20 protein-coding genes and 1 pseudogene are annotated in these 18,049 nt (G+C 33.9%); 15 read left to right on the forward strand and 6 right to left on the reverse strand.

Annotated features, from left to right (window positions below; translation table 11 throughout):
• Positions 1–999, forward strand: a complete 999-nt coding sequence (locus MV052_RS07035) for a beta-ketoacyl-ACP synthase III (RefSeq protein ID WP_297442358.1) — start codon at positions 1–3, stop codon at positions 997–999.
• 15 nt (positions 1,000–1,014) lie between these two features.
• On the opposite strand, the gene MV052_RS07040 is transcribed toward MV052_RS07035, so the two are convergent.
• Positions 1,015–1,392: an HIT family protein gene (locus MV052_RS07040; RefSeq protein ID WP_297442360.1), complete on the reverse strand. Its 378-nt coding sequence runs from the start codon at positions 1,390–1,392 to the stop codon at positions 1,015–1,017.
• Positions 1,393–1,534: 142 nt separating this feature from the next.
• The gene (locus MV052_RS07045) at positions 1,535–3,085 is read right to left on the reverse strand and encodes a DEAD/DEAH box helicase (RefSeq protein ID WP_297442408.1); all 1,551 of its coding nucleotides are present in this window, start codon (positions 3,083–3,085) and stop codon (positions 1,535–1,537) included.
• Positions 3,086–3,324: 239 nt separating this feature from the next.
• Between MV052_RS07045 and rmuC the strand changes: the two genes are divergently transcribed.
• On the forward strand, positions 3,325–4,605 hold the full coding sequence (rmuC, locus tag MV052_RS07050; RefSeq protein ID WP_297442362.1) for a DNA recombination protein RmuC: 1,281 nt from the start codon (positions 3,325–3,327) through the stop codon (positions 4,603–4,605).
• Here rmuC and MV052_RS07055 read toward each other — a convergent pair.
• Positions 4,602–5,000 carry a hypothetical protein gene (locus MV052_RS07055; RefSeq protein WP_297442364.1) on the reverse strand — a complete coding sequence of 133 codons (399 nt, stop codon included), beginning with the start codon at positions 4,998–5,000 and terminating at the stop codon, positions 4,602–4,604. The two genes, rmuC and MV052_RS07055, sit on opposite strands and share 4 nt — an antisense overlap.
• A gap of 92 nt (positions 5,001–5,092) precedes the next feature.
• Here MV052_RS07055 and MV052_RS07060 point away from each other — a divergent pair, with 92 nt between their 5' ends.
• Positions 5,093–5,281: a hypothetical protein gene (locus tag MV052_RS07060; RefSeq protein WP_297442366.1), complete on the forward strand. Its 189-nt coding sequence runs from the start codon at positions 5,093–5,095 to the stop codon at positions 5,279–5,281.
• A 19-nt stretch (positions 5,282–5,300) separates the two neighbouring features.
• Positions 5,301–5,687, forward strand: a complete 387-nt coding sequence (locus tag MV052_RS07065; protein ID WP_297442367.1) for a DoxX family protein — start codon at positions 5,301–5,303, stop codon at positions 5,685–5,687.
• A gap of 31 nt (positions 5,688–5,718) precedes the next feature.
• Here the strand turns inward: MV052_RS07065 and MV052_RS07070 are convergent, their stop codons facing one another.
• On the reverse strand, positions 5,719–6,276 hold the full coding sequence (locus tag MV052_RS07070; protein ID WP_297442369.1) for a CDP-alcohol phosphatidyltransferase family protein: 558 nt from the start codon (positions 6,274–6,276) through the stop codon (positions 5,719–5,721).
• A gap of 221 nt (positions 6,277–6,497) precedes the next feature.
• Between MV052_RS07070 and MV052_RS07075 the strand changes: the two genes are divergently transcribed.
• The 7 genes from MV052_RS07075 to mltF are packed head-to-tail and all read left to right on the forward strand — an operon-like array spanning position 6,498 to position 13,464.
• Entirely contained in the window at positions 6,498–6,632 is a 135-nt protein-coding gene (locus MV052_RS07075; protein WP_297442371.1) for a hypothetical protein, read from the forward strand.
• Positions 6,625–7,656 carry an OprD family outer membrane porin gene (locus MV052_RS07080; protein ID WP_297442373.1) on the forward strand — a complete coding sequence of 344 codons (1,032 nt, stop codon included), beginning with the start codon at positions 6,625–6,627 and terminating at the stop codon, positions 7,654–7,656. Before MV052_RS07075 ends, MV052_RS07080 begins: the two co-directional genes overlap by 8 nt.
• A 15-nt stretch (positions 7,657–7,671) precedes the next feature.
• A complete protein-coding gene (locus MV052_RS07085) occupies positions 7,672–7,899 on the forward strand; it encodes a FeoA family protein (RefSeq protein WP_297442376.1) in 228 nt (75 codons plus the stop codon).
• A complete protein-coding gene (gene feoB / locus MV052_RS07090; RefSeq protein WP_297442379.1) occupies positions 7,896–10,037 on the forward strand; it encodes a ferrous iron transport protein B in 2,142 nt (713 codons plus the stop codon). The genes MV052_RS07085 and feoB overlap by 4 nt, the downstream gene beginning before the upstream one ends.
• 33 nt (positions 10,038–10,070) lie before the next feature.
• Positions 10,071–10,733: a response regulator transcription factor gene (locus tag MV052_RS07095; protein ID WP_297442382.1), complete on the forward strand. Its 663-nt coding sequence runs from the start codon at positions 10,071–10,073 to the stop codon at positions 10,731–10,733.
• A complete protein-coding gene (locus tag MV052_RS07100; RefSeq protein ID WP_297442385.1) occupies positions 10,733–12,013 on the forward strand; it encodes an ArsS family sensor histidine kinase in 1,281 nt (426 codons plus the stop codon). Before MV052_RS07095 ends, MV052_RS07100 begins: the two co-directional genes overlap by 1 nt.
• 23 nt (positions 12,014–12,036) lie before the next feature.
• A complete protein-coding gene (mltF, locus tag MV052_RS07105) occupies positions 12,037–13,464 on the forward strand; it encodes a membrane-bound lytic murein transglycosylase MltF (protein ID WP_297442388.1) in 1,428 nt (475 codons plus the stop codon).
• On the opposite strand, the gene rsfS is transcribed toward mltF, so the two are convergent.
• Both rsfS and nadD read right to left on the reverse strand, forming a co-directional pair.
• On the reverse strand, positions 13,450–13,767 hold the full coding sequence (gene rsfS / locus MV052_RS07110; protein ID WP_297442391.1) for a ribosome silencing factor: 318 nt from the start codon (positions 13,765–13,767) through the stop codon (positions 13,450–13,452). The two genes, mltF and rsfS, sit on opposite strands and share 15 nt — an antisense overlap.
• Positions 13,727–14,299: a nicotinate (nicotinamide) nucleotide adenylyltransferase gene (nadD, locus tag MV052_RS07115; protein WP_297442394.1), complete on the reverse strand. Its 573-nt coding sequence runs from the start codon at positions 14,297–14,299 to the stop codon at positions 13,727–13,729. The genes rsfS and nadD overlap by 41 nt, the downstream gene beginning before the upstream one ends.
• 63 nt (positions 14,300–14,362) lie before the next feature.
• Here nadD and gap point away from each other — a divergent pair, with 63 nt between their 5' ends.
• The 4 genes and pseudogenes from gap to MV052_RS07135 all read left to right on the forward strand — a co-directional run.
• Complete coding sequence (gene gap, locus MV052_RS07120; RefSeq protein ID WP_297442397.1) at positions 14,363–15,364, forward strand: type I glyceraldehyde-3-phosphate dehydrogenase; 1,002 nt, start codon at positions 14,363–14,365, stop codon at positions 15,362–15,364.
• 36 nt (positions 15,365–15,400) lie between these two features.
• Positions 15,401–16,612, forward strand: a complete 1,212-nt coding sequence (locus MV052_RS07125) for a phosphoglycerate kinase (protein WP_297442400.1) — start codon at positions 15,401–15,403, stop codon at positions 16,610–16,612.
• Positions 16,613–16,614: 2 nt separating this feature from the next.
• Positions 16,615–17,325 carry a triose-phosphate isomerase gene (locus tag MV052_RS07130; protein WP_297442403.1) on the forward strand — a complete coding sequence of 237 codons (711 nt, stop codon included), beginning with the start codon at positions 16,615–16,617 and terminating at the stop codon, positions 17,323–17,325.
• 200 nt (positions 17,326–17,525) lie between these two features.
• Positions 17,526–18,049: pseudogene (locus tag MV052_RS07135) on the forward strand (hypothetical protein); the annotation flags it as partial.

Consider the following 18,049-nt stretch of genomic DNA (forward strand, 5'->3'; position numbering starts at 1 on the left):
ATGGCTTATGCAGCATTTCGTTCTATAGGTGCTTATGTACCTCAAAAAATACTTACAAATGAAGATCTCTCACAGATAGTTGATACATCTGATGAATGGATTACAAAAAGAACAGGTATTAAAGAGCGACATATTGCAGCCAAAGATGAATTTACCAGTGATTTAGGTGCAAAAGCTGCACAAAAAGCACTTGAGAGAAGTGGAGTATGTGTATCAGATATAGATATGGTTATTACTGCAACTATCTCTCCTGATTATTTTTGTATGCCCTCAACAGCTGCAATAATATCAACAAAACTGGGGATAAAAAATGTAACTGCGTTTGATATCTCTGCTGCATGTACAGGTTTTATTTATATATTATCTATTGCAAAAGCATTTATTGAATCTGGTATGAAAAAAAATATTTTAATTATTGGTGCGGAAAAACTTTCTGCAATTACTGACTACACAGATAGAGGTACTTGTATCTTATTTGGAGATGGAGCAGGAGCAGCAGTGATTAGTGCTACATACAACAAAGATGAAGCAATAATCGATGTTCATACTGGTGCTGATGGTGAATATGCTGACTTGTTAATGACACCAAATGGTGGGACAGGCTCTGCACATGACTCTTTAGAAGTTGAAGCTGGTACATCTTTCATGCAAATGAAGGGGAATGAGACTTTTAAAGTAGCAGTACGAACATTAACAAAAGATGTAAAAGAAATTCTAGCAGATAATGATATTAAAAGCGAAGATATTAAACATTTTATTCCACATCAAGCTAACTATAGAATTATAAAAGCTGTCGGTGATGCATTGAAAATGAGAGATGAACAAGTTATTATCACTGTAGATAAGTATGGTAATACTTCTGGCGCATCTATTCCTATGGCTATTAACGACCTTTATGAATCAGGAAAACTTGAAGCTGGTGAAGTAATGCTTCTTGATGCTTTTGGTGGCGGGCTCACATGGGGAAGTGCTCTTGTTCCATTTAGTCCCTCAAAATAAGACCTTATTGTAAGGTTATACTTCTAAGTTATCTAATGCTTCTTGTAGGTTTTTTAAAAATTCTTTTTCATTAGGTAATTTTAGCTCCGAATTACGGAGTTTTTCTCCCCACATTGGATTTGGAAAATAACTATCGTTGACATATCTTGCCATTACATGAATATGTACGCGAGGTAGCATATTGGCAAAAGATGCCATGTTGATTTTATCTGGTTTATAATAATCTCTCATGACTACTTCAACGGTATCATAAATCTCCCACATTTTTAAACGCAGTGCTTTTGGCATATCACTAAGCTCTTTGTAGGGTTCTTTTGTAAAAATTTTGATCCAAGGTATTTCACTCTTTTGTGTTTGTATATAAAAATTTTTATTTTCATAAATATATCTCATTATCTCATCCTTTTGTTGAAACATAATCATACACTAAGTATAACGTATTCATATGAAAAAAAGTAAAAAGAAAAATTGAAGATAAAAAGCTTGAAGGGTAAAAGGGGTTGAAATATTTCCCCGTAGGGAAAATATTTTCTATTTAGTCTCTGTTTCTGTTTCTATTTGAAGAACTTTTGTTTCCACGGTATCCACCACCATCACGGTTTCTATCTCCGCCTGAACGATTTCTGTCACCACCTGAACGGTTACGGCTGTTTCCACGGTATCCACCACGGCTTCTGCCATTTCTTCCTCGGCTGTCATTACGTTTACCGGCACGCTCTAAGATAGCAGTTAATTTATCAGCAGGAATACCAATATTGCTAGGACCTTTAATGTCTTGTCTATCTAAAATCATTGAGATGAGTTTGAACATAATTTTTTCTTCATCTATATCTTCTTTGAGACGATCAAGAATTTTATGTGCTTCATCATAAATTTTTTGATCTTCGATACTTGCCACCATTTTATCAATAGTAGAAGAACGTAAATCATTTTTACTCGGTACAAAAGCATGGTTCATCGAAGTACCAACTTTTTGTTTGATGCGTTGCAACTCTTTAAACTCTAATGGAGTTAAAAGCGTAATCGCTTTTCCTTTTGTACCTGCACGACCAGTTCTACCAATACGGTGAACATAAGACTCAGGATCAAATGGGATATGGTAGTTAAATACATGCGAGATGTTACTAACATGTATACCACGAGCAGCAACATCTGTTGCAACGAGCACTTTTACTGAGTCATTTTTAAAACCCTTGATAACTGCTTCCCGTTGACGTTGTTCCATATCACCATGAAGACCATTTGCTAAATACCCTGCGTTTGAGAGTACATTACTGAGTCTATCAACTTCTGATTTTGTTCTACAAAATACAACTGACTTTGTACTGCTTTCTGAGTCCATAAGACGAATGATTGCATCATCTCTTTCATGCTCATCTATCACATAGTACTCTTGTTCTATGTCTGTGTTTGTAGTTTCACCTTTTGTTATTGAAACAAAAGCAGGATCTTTTAAAATTCTGTTTGCAAGATTTTTAATTGGCTGTGGCATAGTTGCTGAAAAAAGCAATGTTTGACGACTTGTTGGAAGATAAGAAAATATCTCATTAATATCATCCAAAAATCCCATGTCAAGCATCTCATCAGCTTCATCGAGTACAACAACATCTGGTGCGAAGTTGTTCAGCATATTTCTTTTTAATAAGTCAAGCATTCTACCAGGTGTAGCAACGACAACACTAGCGCCACGTCCTATAAGATCAAGTTGACGTTTGTATGAACTACCACCATATACAGTAACTGTTTTAACACCTAAGTTTCTACCGTATTTAAAGATTTCATCACTTACTTGTGTTGCTAGTTCTCTTGTTGGTGTGATGACTAACATTTCTACGCTACCATCGAGTTTCATTTTTGAAAGTGTTGGTAATGAAAAAGCAGCAGTTTTACCTGTTCCTGTATGTGCTTGACCAACCATATCACGGCCTTCAAGTATTATAGGTATAGCTTGTGCTTGAATAGGTGATGGAATTGTAAAACCAGCAAATTTTATACTTTTAAGTATCTCAGGTTTTAAGTTTAACGAATCAAAAGTGATTGTAGGTTCTTCGGTTGTTGTTTGTTTTTCTTGTGCATTTTCTTGCATCTGTATCCTTTTGTTAAGGAGATGACGCAAGTTTTCTACACTCATAGGGCATCTTCCCCTTAAATATTTGTGGAATTATATCTAAATTTTCCTAAGTTTATATTAAACTTGCAAATGCTTTTGATTAGTTAAGTTTATAATGCTACAAAATGGATAATATAGTTTGACATAATGTCATATAATTTCGAACTGATAAGAATCATAGTATAATTAGAGAAATTAACAAAAGGCATAATCCCTTGGTAGAGACCCTCCTTAGAGTTTTACTAGAAAACCAATATCTCATTTTCTTTTTACTTTCTATGTTGGCTTTTTTATTTGTGCTATATTTATATATACAAGAAAAAAATAAAGCTAAAATCTTATCTACTGCGTTTAAGGAGTTAGATCAAAGATATGAAGAGTTAAAAGATGAGATGAGTGACTTAGAACTCAAACACGCAGTGCTGAATACTCGCTACGAAGATGAACTCATAGCTTCAAATGAAAAACTGAGTGTTTTGCAAAATGCTAAAAATGAACTCTCTATAGAATTTAAAAATTTAGCCAATAAGATATTTGAAGACAAATCTAAACAATTTAGTTCATCAAATAAAGAACAATTAGAATTACTACTGCAACCTTTTCGTGAACAAATCACTACTTTTTCAAAAGAAGCACGCGAACAGTTTGAGTTTGAACTCAAAGAGAGACATCTACTAAAAGACGAACTATCACATCTGAAAAAAATGAATGAAACCTTAGCACAAGAAGCACTAAACCTTACCAATGCACTTAAAAATGAAAACAAAACTCAGGGAAATTGGGGAGAGCTGATTCTTGCAAATATACTTGAACAATCAGGACTGCGTTTAGGTGTCGAGTACGAGTTACAAGCTTCACGACAATCAAATGAAGGTAAAACCTATAGACCTGATGTGATCATTCATATGCCACAACAAAGAGATATCATAGTTGATTCAAAAGTCTCTTTACGTGCATATGAAAAGTTTGTAAACGCAGTAGATGCAGAGGAAAAAAAGCAAGCACTTAAAGAGCATATAAGAAGTATTTCTACTCATGTTAAAGAGTTAAGTTCGAAAAAATATGAAAGACTCATAGGTGTGAACAGTTTAGATTTTGTTCTTCTTTTTATGCCTATAGAAGGCGCTTTTTTATTAGCACTTGAAGAAGATGGCGAATTTTTCAAGCGTGCATATGAAAGTAATATTTTAGTTGTTTCACCTTCAACACTACTTGTTACACTCAGAACTATTGAGCATATATGGAGAACGCAAAGACAAGAAGAACATGCAAAAAAAATAGCATTAGAAGCAGAAGCTATGTATGATAAATTAGTTTTGTTTGTGGATGAAATGAAAAATATCGGTAGTAGTTTAGCTAAGGCACAAGACTCATACGACACAGCTATGAATAGGTTAAGCTCAGGCAGAGGAAATGTAATTAAAAGAGCACAAAAGATGAAAGAGTTGGGCTTAAAGCCAAAAAAAGAACTTTCTTTGACTTCTAGCGATGATTAGTGTGTAGGGTGGAGAGAGTGAAGTTGTACATAACGTTTAGATAAGGCTTCCATTCTGCTTGAAACAAGAAAGGCTACTGGCAGCGTTGCAAGGAAGGCAAATACAACATTGATATTTGTAAGATAACAAAGAAGACTAAAGGCAATTATAGGAATAAAAACGAAAAACAAACCAATGATAAACTTGATTTTTAATTTAATGGCAGTTTCAAATTTTGAGTGTAAACCTATAACACAGCCAAGAGGATTTTCTTGAAAATTTTGTAGTTCTTTTTCTAGATTCACTTCTTGATGTTGGTTTTTATATTGTATTTGTGTTGTGTCAAAAACGTTTTTTATTCTGTCACACAAAAAATTGTCAGTCGTATCTAGGAACTGTTTTAAAATATTTTTCATTTTATTTCCTTATTTGAATGATAAAATTATAACATAATTCTTTTTTGGATATGATAACAGAGGTGTAACAAAGATATAATAAAAGGTAATGAATGAAGATACAAACACGATATAATTATGAAAAAACTTGGACGCTAACCACTGAGGATGAGTTGCATAAAATTATTGCACAAGAGGTTGGGGATGCGGATACAAAGGGAACACTGCTCTATATAAAAGAAGCCATTAAAAATGGTAAAGAGTTACGTGTCGGTTCGTGTAAATTTAGAATGAATAAATAAACTGCCATAAAGGAAATATATGTTTTTATACCCAGATATTGCTAAACTATTACTGCGTTTGACACTTGGAAGTTTGATACTTTTTCATGGAGTGCATAAATTGATCCATGGTATAAGTGGTGTTGAGAGCTTAACTATAGGCGTAGGCTTGCCCTCTTTTTTTGCGTATGGTGTTTATGTTGGAGAGTTGATTGCTCCTATCTTTGTTATCTTAGGTCTCTATGCTAGATTTGCTTCAGGGATCATTGCAATCAATATGCTAATGGCAATATATTTAGCGTATGGATTTTCTTTGACATTGTCAAAATATGGTGGATTAGCGTGGGAGACACCTTTAGTATTTTTAGTGATGAGTCTTTTAGTTGTACTTTTGGGGAGTGGTAGGTATGCTGTAAATCATAAATAAACAAGGTGTATGAAAACCTTGTCTTTAAAATTTATGGGTGTCTTACTTTAAGAGTAGAATTTAAACTCCATCCTATTGCAAGCATACAAACTATAACACCAAAAGCAGGCAGGATTTCATAAGCATTTAAAAGGTAAACAAGCCAAAGCAAAATAGCGCCAAGTGGTGTAGGAACTCCAGTAAAGTAGTTTTCAACTTCTCCAGCATCTGCGTGAAGATTAAAATGTATCAAACGACGAAGACCTGAAATGACATAATAGATAGATACAACTGCCGCTACAAAAAGAGTAAAGCCATGAAGCTCTGGTGCATAAGAAGCTTGAAATATTAAAAATACAGGCACAAGAACAAAGCTTAAAAAGTCCGCAAAACTGTCAAGTTGAATTCCAAACTCATTTGATAGTTTATATTTTCTAGCAATTTTTCCATCAAAAATATCAAAAGCACCACCAATCCATGCCAAAATTATTGCTAAAATAAAATTATTTTGTGTAATAAAGTAGGTAGCCATGAGTCCGGCAGTAATGTTCACAAATGTAAAAAGATTTGCGAGATTAAAGTGAGAAGAGGGTGTCCATAAAAATTTCATCAATATGACCTTATGGGCACCTCTAAAAACCCTAGCATATCTCAGATATACTAGGGTTTTTAGAGGTGCCCTTATGTAAAATATATAAAATTATAGCAAAATCAGATTAAATAAAATCAGCTTCTTATTAATATTCATTATTGATATTATTAAGGAGAGTATAAGTTGATATAGATTATCATTCACATAATTAATTTTAAAGAGAAGATAAGAATAAAAGTATGAAGTTCGTTCTTGTATTGCTACTGTTTTGTAGTTCTATTACTTATGCAGTTGATGAGAGCAATAGAGAACTAGAACACTCTGTGAGAGATAGTATTGGGAAGGTGACACAGCCAGAACAAAAAGATGTTTAAAAAAGGGAAAGTCACAGGTAATATAAGAGGTATATACTCAGTTTTTTCAAATGATGTACATTATTTAACAGGAGAGGGAGATAAGCATAATCCAGATCTTTCTAGCTCTCAAGGTGCTAATCATCAACTGAGTGAAGCTTATGTTAATTACAAAAATAAAGGATTAAACCTCCGCGTTGGTCGTCAAATAATTGATACTCCATTAGTTGATAGTGATGATATACGTATGACTCCTAATACCTTTGATGCCTATAGTGTAGTATATGAAAGGGATAAATTTTCATTTATAGCGGCACATGTAAATGCTTGGCAAGGCTATGATGCAGGTTTAGAAAATGGCTGGGTAAACACTGGTAAAGATGGTGTAAATTTTGGAGGTCTTAGTTATTCAAACGCAGCTGTAGATGTAAGTGCTTGGTATTATAATATTTCAAATGCTTCTGCTTCAGATATCATAAAAGGTGCAGATCAAAATGGAAATAATAGCTTTTATGCAGACATAAGTGGACATTTTGACGTATCAGATGAATTGTTTGTGCATGTTAACTTGCAGTATCTCAAGCAAAATGAGCTTGATGGTAGTAATGTAAAAGCAAATATTTATGGTAGTATGGCACAGGTTGTTTATGGTGATTTTAGTGTAGGCCTAGCTTATAACAAATCAATCAAGCAAAAAGGAAAACATAGTTTTAGTGGCTATGGTGGTGGTACCCTCTACACAAGTATGGATACCATGATACTAGATGAAATAACAGAAGATAGAGATGCTCAAGCTATAGTAATTAGTTTAAGATACACTTTATACGATGTGAATTTTCTTTATGCTTATGGGAATTTTGATGGGAAAGCAAATAGCTTAAAAGTAAAAGAACACATTGTAGCTCAAAATATTGGTCTAGAATATACTACTCAAAATGAATTAACATTGGCTGTAGTGTATGTAATTCATGATAATAAAGAAGATTCAAAAAGTACATTTTATAATGACAATAACTTTAGAATCTTAGCTTCATACAATTTTTAAAATAAAGAGTAAAAAATGAAAAAATTATTAGATTGTAACAAAGGTGAAGAAGTCAAGGTTGTAAAACTTAATGCAGAGTATGATTTAAAACAACGCTTTATATCATTTGGCATTATGAAAAATGCAAAAATAAAAGTTTTAGAACAGGCACCTAGAAAAAAAACCATTGAGATTAAAGTAGGAAAGATGCGTATTGCTCTACGAGCAGAAGAGGCACAAATGATTGAGGTTGAAGAAGTATGATAACAGAAAAAAAAGTTTGTCCAATTACAGAAAATCATATCAAAGTTGCTTTAGTGGGGCAACCCAATGTTGGAAAAAGTATGCTGATAAATTCAGTTTCAAATGCACACTTGCATGTTGGAAATTTTTCTGGTGTTACGGTTGATAAAACAGAAGTTTTGTTTGACTATAAAGATTACCATTTTACGGTTGTCGATTTACCTGGAACGTATGCTTTTACTGAGTATACTATAGAAGAGAGGGTAACACATAACTATCTTTGTGCTGAAGATTATGACATTATTATTAATGTCGTAGACTCTACAAACTTAGAGAAAAATCTGCAACTGACAGCTGAACTTTTAACAATGAGTAAAAAAATTGTTATTGCTTTAAATATGAGTGATGAAGCACAAAAAGAGGGAATAGAACTAGATGCAGAGTATATTTCTGAGCTTTTAAATGTTCCTTGTGTGAAAGTTTCTGCAGCTGAAAAAACGGGAATAGAAGAGTTGATAGATACTGTACTTGAAGTATACGAAAGACCTAAAAGAGATCCTAAACTTGTTTTTAGTGAAGCGGTTGAGGAAGAGATAACAAATATTGTTTCTTATCTTGAAAAACACAAATATAAAGCAGTTAATAGTTATAGAAACATAGCGATTAATCTACTCAAAGAAAATAAAAAAACATATGCAAAACTCCATGATGATCCAATATGGATAGAGTTACAGCCAATTTTAATAGAAGCCTCCAAACATATTGAAATTCATCATGATACGGATGATATCAAAGAAGCATTTGCAGAAGAGTATGCTTCTTTTAATAGAGGTATAGTAACAGAAGTTGTGAAGAAAAAAACAGAGCTAAAAGAGATTAAAACGATGACTGAAAAGATAGATAATATCTTAATTCATCCCATTTTTGGTATTCCTATTTTCTTGTTTTTAATGTGGGGATTATTTCAGCTTACTTTTGTTCTTGGTGCCGTTCCTATGGACTGGATCGATGCATTTTTTGGATGGATGGGTGATGCTGTTGGTGCCACTATAACTAATGATGAAGTCCGTTCCTTAGTTGTAGATGGACTTATCTCTGGGGTTGGTGCTGTTATCCTTTTTGTTCCAAATATCATTATCCTTTTTATAGGGATTGCACTTTTAGAGAGTACTGGTTATATGTCACGAGTTGCTTTTTTACTTGATGGATTTTTTCATAAATTTGGCTTGCATGGACAGAGCTTTATCCCCCTTGTAACTGGTTTTGGATGTTCTATTCCTGCGTATATGAGTGCGAGAATATTAAAAAATGACAGAGATAGACTTTTAACTCTCTTTATTATCAGTTTTATGTCTTGTGGGGCAAGACTTCCAGTCTATGTTTTGTTTGCAGGCGCATTTTTTAGTGAGTCAATCGCTGGAAATGTACTTTTTATTATCTATATCTCAGGCGCAGTTTTGGGACTAATTGCAGCAAAAATTTTGAAGATGACTGCGTTTAAAGGGGCGGATGAACCTTTTGTTATGGAGATGCCGAAGTATCGTCTTCCTTCTGTGAAGCTTGTATGGCATACGGTACTTTCTAAAACATTAATGTATTTGAAAAAAGCGGGTACATTTATCGCTGGAGCAACGATTCTTATCTGGTTTTTAAGTAATTATCCTCACAACGTAGAGCTTGAAAAAGAGTATGCACAAAAGATAGAAAAAGCACAAACAGATAAGGAAAAAATTGTTTTACAAAATAAACTTGCAGGGATGAATCTTGAAGATAGTTACTTAGGGAGAATTGGACAATTTTCAGAACCTGTATTTGAGCCGCTTGGGCTTGATTGGAAAATGGCAGTGGCACTTGAAGCAGGTATTGCAGCTAAAGAGGTCATAGTTTCTACTTTAGGTGTACTCTATTCACTAGGGGAAAGTGTAGATGAATCAAATACTTCACTCAGAGATGCCATAAGTAAAAATATCTCTTTTGCTTCAGCAGTTGCATTTATTATTATCATTATTGTCTATTTACCTTGTTTTGCTGCCTCTATAGTTTTTACACGTGAAGCAGGAGGAATAAAATATTTCTTTTATCTTTTAGCTTTTACATCACTAGCTGCATATGGTTTGGCATTTTTGGGCTATCATCTTGCATTAGCCTTTAGTTATTAACTCATTATTAGGTTCTCTTTGTTAAAATAAATTATGCAAAAAATATTAATGATTGAAGATGACTTGGAATTAGCAGAGATACTCACTGAGTATCTCCAACAGTTTGAGTTTGAGGTTATCACAGAAGATGACCCTTTTAAAGCAGTAAGTATATTGAAATTAGAGCCATTTGATCTGGTGATTTTAGATTTGACACTTCCGGGTATGGATGGTCTTGAGGTGTGCGAAGCCATACGTGAACGCCAGGATATTCCTATTATTATCTCAAGTGCGAGAAGTGATGTTACAGATAAGATAAAAGCCCTTGAACTTGGTGCAGATGATTATCTTCCTAAGCCTTACGATCCACGTGAACTTGAGGCACGTATTCACTCCGTTTTACGTCGTTATGAGGCTAAAAGTGAAGAAAAAGCTGAAAATAAAAGTGATTTTAGGTGCGATAAAGAGACGATGGTTATCAGCTATAAGGGACGCAATATTGATCTTACAAACGCAGAGTTTGGAATACTTTCTTATATGATAAGTAAACAAGGACTTGTTGTGTCACGTGAAGATTTGATACATAATGTAAATGCGATCAATGAAGACTCTTCTAACAAAAGTATTGATGTAATGGTAGGACGTATTAGAAATAAACTTGGTGATAAGTCCCTTATTGAGTCAGTACGTGGTGTAGGATATAAACTTTTAAAATAATGAAAAAACATGCTGTTTTAATTACAATTCTCTTTGCGCTTACGGTTTCACTTGTGAGTGTAAGTGTGATTTTTTGGGAGTTTTATAAGCTCAATAAGCAGCAGTATATTAACCATATTTTTACAAAATACTCCGTTATTACACAAATTTATAGAGAACATCAACAGCGTATGAGTTCAAAAATTATGCTGGAAGCCAATCTGGCGGTCTATAATCTTGAAGTTTTAAATAATGATGAAAACAGCTCCAAAGAAATTCTCCATTTAGGAAAAATATTAAAACGAGAAGGTTTTAAAAGTTTTAATACAGCCCTGATGATTAATAATAAAGGGATGTATACGAAAAATATTATTAGTAATCTTCGTGCAACAATGCTTGAGTATAAAGAAGGTATTTATTTTGAGATTGAAACACCAAGTGGTAACATTCTGATTCATGATAATGAATTAAAACCCTACAGTTATCTTAGTATTTTGTATGCTTATGCAACAACTTTTGCCATAATCTGCTTCTCCTTTATATTAGTTTTACGTAAACTTAGTCCTCTTATTCGCTTACGTAAAAAGATAGCCTTATATAGTCAAGGAAATATGGATATATCTTTTAAAACAAACAGTGAAGATGAAATTGCTGCTGTTTCAAATGAGATGGAGAGAGCAAGACAGAGAATAAATACTGTCCTAGAGTCAAGAACCCTCTTTTTAAGAAATCTTATGCACGAACTGAAAACTCCAATTGCTAAGGGTACTATTGCGACACAGATGCTTGATTCTCCAAAACAGTGTAAGCGATTTAGTTCTATTTTTCATAGACTGGAATCTTTAGTGACTGAATTTGCAATGATTGAAGAGGTGACAAGTCTGGATGATAAGCGAGATTTTAGTGATTATAGACTTGTAGATATTATTGATGGGGCTATTGATATGGCGATGGTTGAGAGAGAACAGGTGAGCGTAGAACTTAGTGGTGAGCAAAAGTTACATGTGAACTATCGTCTTTATACAACAGCGATAAAAAATATGATAGATAACGCTATGAAGTACTCTCCAGATAAGTTTATTCGAATATTTGTCAATGATAGAGGAGAATTGTGTTTTGAGAATAAAGGTGAAAAACTTGCGCACCCCTTACATTACTACATAGAACCATTTACTAAAGACAATCCTTCTAAAAATAGTTTTGGATTAGGGCTGTATCTTGTAGACTCTATTTTAAAAGCACACGGGCAAGTCCTTGCTTATGAATATGAAGATGGAGTCAATCGCTTTATATTTGCATAAGTTTAAGTCTGTACACTTTTGTGATGAATAAAACTCTTTATCTTTTACTGATAGCAGGATTAGCTTTTGCTTCTTTTACTATAGGCTGGATAAGCCGTACAGTTTCCATACCCGAGCCAGCACTTCCTCCTCTTACCCCCACAAAAAAGATTTCTGCATTTGAACAGATAATGAAAGAAAAGCAGTTAAAAGTGGTTTTTTTGAATGCTCCTTCTACTTATATGATAGGAGTTGATGGACCTCAAGGATTTGAGTATGACTTGTTAAAATCTTATGCAAAGTATTTAGACGTTAGGCTCAATGTTATTACAGCGCACACTGTAGCAGAAGCTTTAGAGTTGAGTAAACGCAGTGATATTCATATAACTTCAGCATCTTTGACTAAAACGCCACAAAGAGAAAAAAAATACAATTTTGGACCATCATATTTTGAAGTGCAAGAACAAGTTATTTGTAGCAGGGACATGCTCTTATCATCTAAGTTTCCAAGAGATGTTGAAGCTTTAAGCGGGTTAAATATAGTTGTTGGAGCAGATACGAGTTATATTGAGACTCTTCACGCTTTACAAAAAGATGGATACGACATAAATGTAACAACAAGTAAAGAATATTCGACCGAAGACTTGCTAGAGCAGGTCGCAGCACATGATATTGACTGTACTGTTGCAGACTCAAACATATACTCTCTCAATCTAAGGTACATACCAGATATAGCCATGGCGTTTTCTATTAGTAAGCGTGAACAGTTGGCATGGATACTACCAAAAAATGCCAGTAAGCTTGAGTCTGATATGTATAAATGGCTTAATGATTACAATCAAAAAGGCTTGATGACACAACTTAAAGATCATTATTATAGTTATATACTTTTTTCTGATTATTACAATACAAGAATGTTTTATAAACGTATTAAAAGCAGGTTGCATAAATATCAAAAGTATTTTGAGCAAGCTGCACAAAAATATGAAATTCCTTGGACACTCTTAGCAGCCTTATCATACCAAGAATCACACTGGAATCCACGAGCTAAAAGTTTTACCGGAGTACGTGGTTTAATGATGCTTACAAAAAAAACAGCAAAGATGCTTGGAGTGAAAAATCGTTTAAATCCAAAAGAGAGTATAAAAGGGGGAACAAGACATCTCAAGCAAATGCTAAAAATTGTACCCCCAGAGATTAAAGGTGAGAATAGACTTAAATTTGCTCTTGCTGCTTACAACATAGGTTTTGGTCATATTAAAGATGCACGGAAGTTAGCTAAGAAGCTGGGGTTAAATGAAAATGTATGGAGTGATTTAAAGATTGTTCTACCATTACTTTCTCAAAAAAAGTATTATAGAAACTTAAAATATGGCTATGCAAGGGGTGCAGAGCCTGTTAAATATGTGGAGTATATTTATAACTATAAAGATATCTTGGAAAATAAAAGCGAAGAGTTAGTGACTCCCTAATTCGCTTAAAAAAGTTTCCATATCATACTTTGTTCGGTATTCAGGTGTCATAATGTGGATGAGTATATCGCCTAAATCCACTACAACCCAGTCTCCACTTTCATCTACATTATTAAAATGTTCATCAGGTTTTAACTCATTTTTTAAGTGGTCAAGTAAGGCAGTTGTATGCTTTTGCCCAAGTGAAGAAGCAATAATGGCATAATCTACGATGTAGTTTTTTCCATTTAAGTCAAAAACTTCAATAGCCTCAGCTTTATTTTTATCTAGTGTGTCCGTTATTCTTTGTATTCTGTTGTTCATTATGTTCCTTGTAATAATTTGCTATTTGAGAAGCAACTTTTTTTGGTAGTTTTGTTCTGTCAACTTTTTGTCTTAAACCTGATGAAGAGATATCTACGCAAATATTTAGCGTAAGATACTCTTTTGGCACTTTTATATCATCTCTTGTTGCAATGATAAAGGTCACTTCCTTTTGTAAGGCATCAAATCTATACCACTGATGTAGTGATGCTAGGTTGTCAGCACCTATAACAAGATAGATTTTGTCATACTCTTTTTTCAATGCGCTAACCGTATCGATAGTAGGAATTTTATCCTTTTGGTCTACTTCAAAAGAGCTTACTTCAACTTTGTCATCATCTGCAAAAATTTCTTTTAGCCATTTCAAACGCAGTGCAGCAGGTGCGACAAAATTTGTCTTAAAAGGATTTAAAAATGTTGGCATAACAATGACTTTATCAATAAAAGGCAAAGTTTTTAAAGCTTTTACAATCTCTATATGACCGCGATGAGGAGGGTCAAAAGAACCTCCATAAAGTGCTACTCTTCTCATTTAATACGAATTATAACTAATTTTGGGTAAAATAACCGAATTAAATTTTATATAGGATATATAATGGCACTTAAAATAGCAATTAATGGTTTTGGTAGAATTGGTCGTTGTGTAGCTCGCATTGCTGCTCTAAGAGATGATGTTGAACTTGTTGCAATAAATGACACTGCAAGTATGGATATGATGATGTATCTCTTAAAAAATGATTCTGTACATGGAACATTTAAGAGTGAAATAGTGCAAGTTGATGAAAACAACATTGCTATTGATGGACAAAAAATCAAAGTTTTTTCGGATAGAGATCCTAAAAATCTAAAATTTGCTGATTGTGGTGCAGATATGGTTCTTGAATGTACAGGTGTCTTTTTAACACAAGAGTCTGCTCAAGTTCATATTGATAATGGTGTAGAAAAAGTTTTATTTTCAGCTCCAGCAAAAGATAAAGCTACACCAACATTTGTAATGGGTGTAAATGAAGAAAAATATGATGGGCAAAAAATTGTATCTAATGCTTCATGTACTACAAACTGTTTAGGTCCTGTCGCACGTGTTTTAGATGATGCATTTGGCATAGAAAAAGGTCTTATGACTACTATCCATTCATACACAAATGATCAAAATATCTTAGATGTTAAACATAATAAAGATAAACGTCGTGCTCGTGCAGGTGCTATCAACATGATCCCTACAACAACTGGAGCAGCAAAAGCAATCAGTCTTGTAATGCCTCAACTTGAAGGTAAACTTCATGGTCAGTCAGTACGTGTACCAACTCCTGATGTTTCTATGGTTGATTTAAATGTTGTTGTTTCTAAAAATACGACAAAAGAAGAAGTGACTGCGGTTTTTAATGAAGTTGCTAACAATAGACTAAAAGGCTTACTCCTTATGGATAAAGAGATGAGAGTTTCTCAAGACTTTGTAGGATGTGAATATAGTTCAATTGTTGCTGAAGATTTAACGCAGGTTATAGGTGGTAATATGATTAAAGTTATGGCTTGGTATGACAATGAGTGGGGTTACTCTTCAAGACTTATTGATATGGCAATACACATTAGTAAATAGTTAAGTAAACGAAAATAAAAAAGCATAAGGATATTGATGGAATTATTAAGTATTAAAAAGTTAGATTTAGCGGGTCAAAAAGTTTTTATTAGATGTGATTTTAATGTACCGATGGATGAATTTGGAAATATTTCTGATGACCGTCGTATCCGCTCTGCAGTGGCGACTATTAACTATTGTTTGGATGCGGATTGTGCTGTTATATTAGCTTCACATTTAGGTCGTCCTAAAGGGGAAGTTTTACAAAAGTATTCCCTTGCTCCAGTAGCACGTCGCTTGCAACAACTTCTTAAGCGTGATGTTATACTTGCTAATGATGTAGTGGGTGAAGATGCGATGCAAAAATCTAATAATTTAGAGAAGCATCAAGTTCTTTTACTTGAAAATCTTCGTTTTGAAAAAGGTGAAACAGCAAATGATCCTGAGCTTGCAAAAAAACTTGCATCAATGGCTGATTTTTATATAAATGATGCTTTTGGAGTAAGTCATCGAGCGCATTCTTCAGTCGAAGGTATCACACACTATTTTGACAATGAACACAAAGCAGCTGGATTTTTGCTTGAGAGAGAGATAAACTTTTTTGGTAAACTTATTAATAATCCTGTACGTCCTTTTGCTGCAATTGTTGGTGGAAGTAAAGTCTCCGGTAAACTTGAAGCTTTAGTGAACTTGCTTCCAAAAGTGGATAAAGTTTTTATTGGTGGTGGAATGGCGTTTACTTTCTTAAAACAAATGGGCTACAACATTGGAGCATCTTTGGTTGAAGATGATTTACTTGATGAAGCACAAAGTATTATGGATGAAGCAAAAAAACTGGGAGTAAAGTTTTATCTTCCTGTAGATGTAGTTGCTGCTGAAAAGTTTTCTGAAGATGCAGTAAGTAAAATCGTTACAGCGCAAGAGATCCCTGATAGTTGGATGGGACTAGACATTGGGCCAGCAACTGTTAGACTCTATCGTGAGGGCTTAAATGATGTTCAAACTGTTCTATGGAATGGACCGATGGGTGTTTATGAGATGGAAAAATTTGCACGAGGGAGTTCAAAAATAGCACACTTTGTAGCAGACAGTTATGCAACAACTGTTGTTGGTGGTGGTGATACAGCAGATTTGGTGCAAAGAATTGGTGTTGATGATGAGATGAGTTTTATCTCAACTGGTGGTGGTGCCTCTCTTGAACTTTTAGAAGGTAAAGTGCTTCCTGGTGTGAGACCTTTAATGATTGAAAAAGTAAAAGAAGAGAACTAAAGATGATTATTGCAGCTAATTTAAAAACTAATATGACAAGAAGCAAGACTATTATATATATAAAAGAAGTAGATAGTTTTGCACAAACAACTTCTCAGGATGTTTTCGTTTTTCCTGCAATGAGTTCACTTGATGATTTTCACACTACAAAAACTGTAGTCGGGGCACAAAATGCCTATCCGACTGTAAATGGTGCTTTCACAGGTGAAATAGGATTAGAGCATTTAGAAGAATTTAATCTCAAGACAATTTTAATAGGTCATAGTGAACGTCGTCATATTTTAGGTGAAACACAAGAGTTTATAGTAGATAAGTTTAATTTCTTTAAAGAGAAAGGATTTAAAATTATTTATTGTATTGGCGAGCCACTTGAGATAAGAGAAGCAGGCAATGAGACAATGATGCAGTATATCTCTGCACAGTATGAAGGGATAGATACAAAGTATGAAAACCTTATAATTGCTTATGAACCTGTATGGGCTATAGGTACGGGACGTATGCCTACATTAGAAGATATTCAAAATATTCATACACAACTGAAGAAAAAATCTCCTGCTCCTTTACTTTATGGTGGAAGCGTAAAAGTCAACAATACAAAAGATATCCTAAATATTGAAAATGTTGATGGTATTTTAGTAGGGAGTGCTGCACTCAATGCAGATGATTTTTCGACTATGATACAAATAGCACAAGAGATAGAAAATAAGAAATAAAACTCATTTGAGATACTATTGATTCGCTATTTGGAGTAATTAAGTGAATATTTACAATAATTATGTTAAAAAAAGTTTTATAATTTGTTTCATAATAGAATTATAGTTGATAAATATATGAATTATTTAGATTTAAGTGATTGTTAAGATTACCTTGTGTTATACTATAGGCGAAATTTGAAACAAACTAAGGAGAATATATGAAATTAACAAAAATGAGTTTAGTGGCAGCATTACTAATAGGTTCAAGCGCTTTTGCACTTGATAATGTAAAAATGAGTGGTGATGCTAATTTAGTTTATGAAACAATGGATGGTGCGTCGGGATATGATGCTATCGCGGGTAAAGACGGTGAACTTTTTTCAAAAGATTCAAGTGCTGCTGATATTGCTGTAAACTTAAATGTTACAGCAGATGTACTAAAAAATGATTTAGTATCTATCAGTGTTGGTGCTGGCTATACAGTGCTTACTACTTTAGGTTTAGAAAATAACTTTGTAAGTAATGTATGGGGTGGTGCGCATACTGCTACTACACCTACTGGTGGACAATATGGTTCTGCTTTAGGTGGAGCACAAGTAAATACTGCATCATGGTTCAATGAAGCGTGGGTAGCTGCAACTTCAGGAAAAACAACTGCAAAACTTGGTCGTATGGTTCTTGATACTCCTCTTGCATTTACTGAGACATGGACAATCGAGCAAAATACTTTTGATGCGGCAGT

Origin of the sequence: Sulfurimonas sp. (genome assembly GCF_026988655.1) — a bacterium.
Lineage (GTDB): Bacteria > Campylobacterota > Campylobacteria > Campylobacterales > Sulfurimonadaceae > Sulfurimonas.

Coding starts and splice junctions, on each gene's coding strand:
- MV052_RS07035 (WP_297442358.1), top strand. CDS start 1: ATGGCTTATGCAGCATTTCGTTCTATAGGTGCTTATGTACCTCAAAAA.
- MV052_RS07040 (WP_297442360.1), bottom strand. CDS start 1,392: ATGAGATATATTTATGAAAATAAAAATTTTTATATACAAACACAAAAG.
- MV052_RS07045 (WP_297442408.1), bottom strand. CDS start 3,085: ATGCAAGAAAATGCACAAGAAAAACAAACAACAACCGAAGAACCTACA.
- MV052_RS07055 (WP_297442364.1), bottom strand. CDS start 5,000: ATGAAAAATATTTTAAAACAGTTCCTAGATACGACTGACAATTTTTTG.
- MV052_RS07060 (WP_297442366.1), top strand. CDS start 5,093: ATGAAGATACAAACACGATATAATTATGAAAAAACTTGGACGCTAACC.
- MV052_RS07065 (WP_297442367.1), top strand. CDS start 5,301: ATGTTTTTATACCCAGATATTGCTAAACTATTACTGCGTTTGACACTT.
- MV052_RS07070 (WP_297442369.1), bottom strand. CDS start 6,276: ATGAAATTTTTATGGACACCCTCTTCTCACTTTAATCTCGCAAATCTT.
- MV052_RS07075 (WP_297442371.1), top strand. CDS start 6,498: ATGAAGTTCGTTCTTGTATTGCTACTGTTTTGTAGTTCTATTACTTAT.
- MV052_RS07080 (WP_297442373.1), top strand. CDS start 6,625: ATGTTTAAAAAAGGGAAAGTCACAGGTAATATAAGAGGTATATACTCA.
- MV052_RS07085 (WP_297442376.1), top strand. CDS start 7,672: ATGAAAAAATTATTAGATTGTAACAAAGGTGAAGAAGTCAAGGTTGTA.
- feoB (WP_297442379.1), top strand. CDS start 7,896: ATGATAACAGAAAAAAAAGTTTGTCCAATTACAGAAAATCATATCAAA.
- MV052_RS07095 (WP_297442382.1), top strand. CDS start 10,071: ATGCAAAAAATATTAATGATTGAAGATGACTTGGAATTAGCAGAGATA.
- MV052_RS07100 (WP_297442385.1), top strand. CDS start 10,733: ATGAAAAAACATGCTGTTTTAATTACAATTCTCTTTGCGCTTACGGTT.
- mltF (WP_297442388.1), top strand. CDS start 12,037: ATGAATAAAACTCTTTATCTTTTACTGATAGCAGGATTAGCTTTTGCT.
- rsfS (WP_297442391.1), bottom strand. CDS start 13,767: ATGAACAACAGAATACAAAGAATAACGGACACACTAGATAAAAATAAA.
- nadD (WP_297442394.1), bottom strand. CDS start 14,299: ATGAGAAGAGTAGCACTTTATGGAGGTTCTTTTGACCCTCCTCATCGC.
- gap (WP_297442397.1), top strand. CDS start 14,363: ATGGCACTTAAAATAGCAATTAATGGTTTTGGTAGAATTGGTCGTTGT.
- MV052_RS07125 (WP_297442400.1), top strand. CDS start 15,401: ATGGAATTATTAAGTATTAAAAAGTTAGATTTAGCGGGTCAAAAAGTT.
- MV052_RS07130 (WP_297442403.1), top strand. CDS start 16,615: ATGATTATTGCAGCTAATTTAAAAACTAATATGACAAGAAGCAAGACT.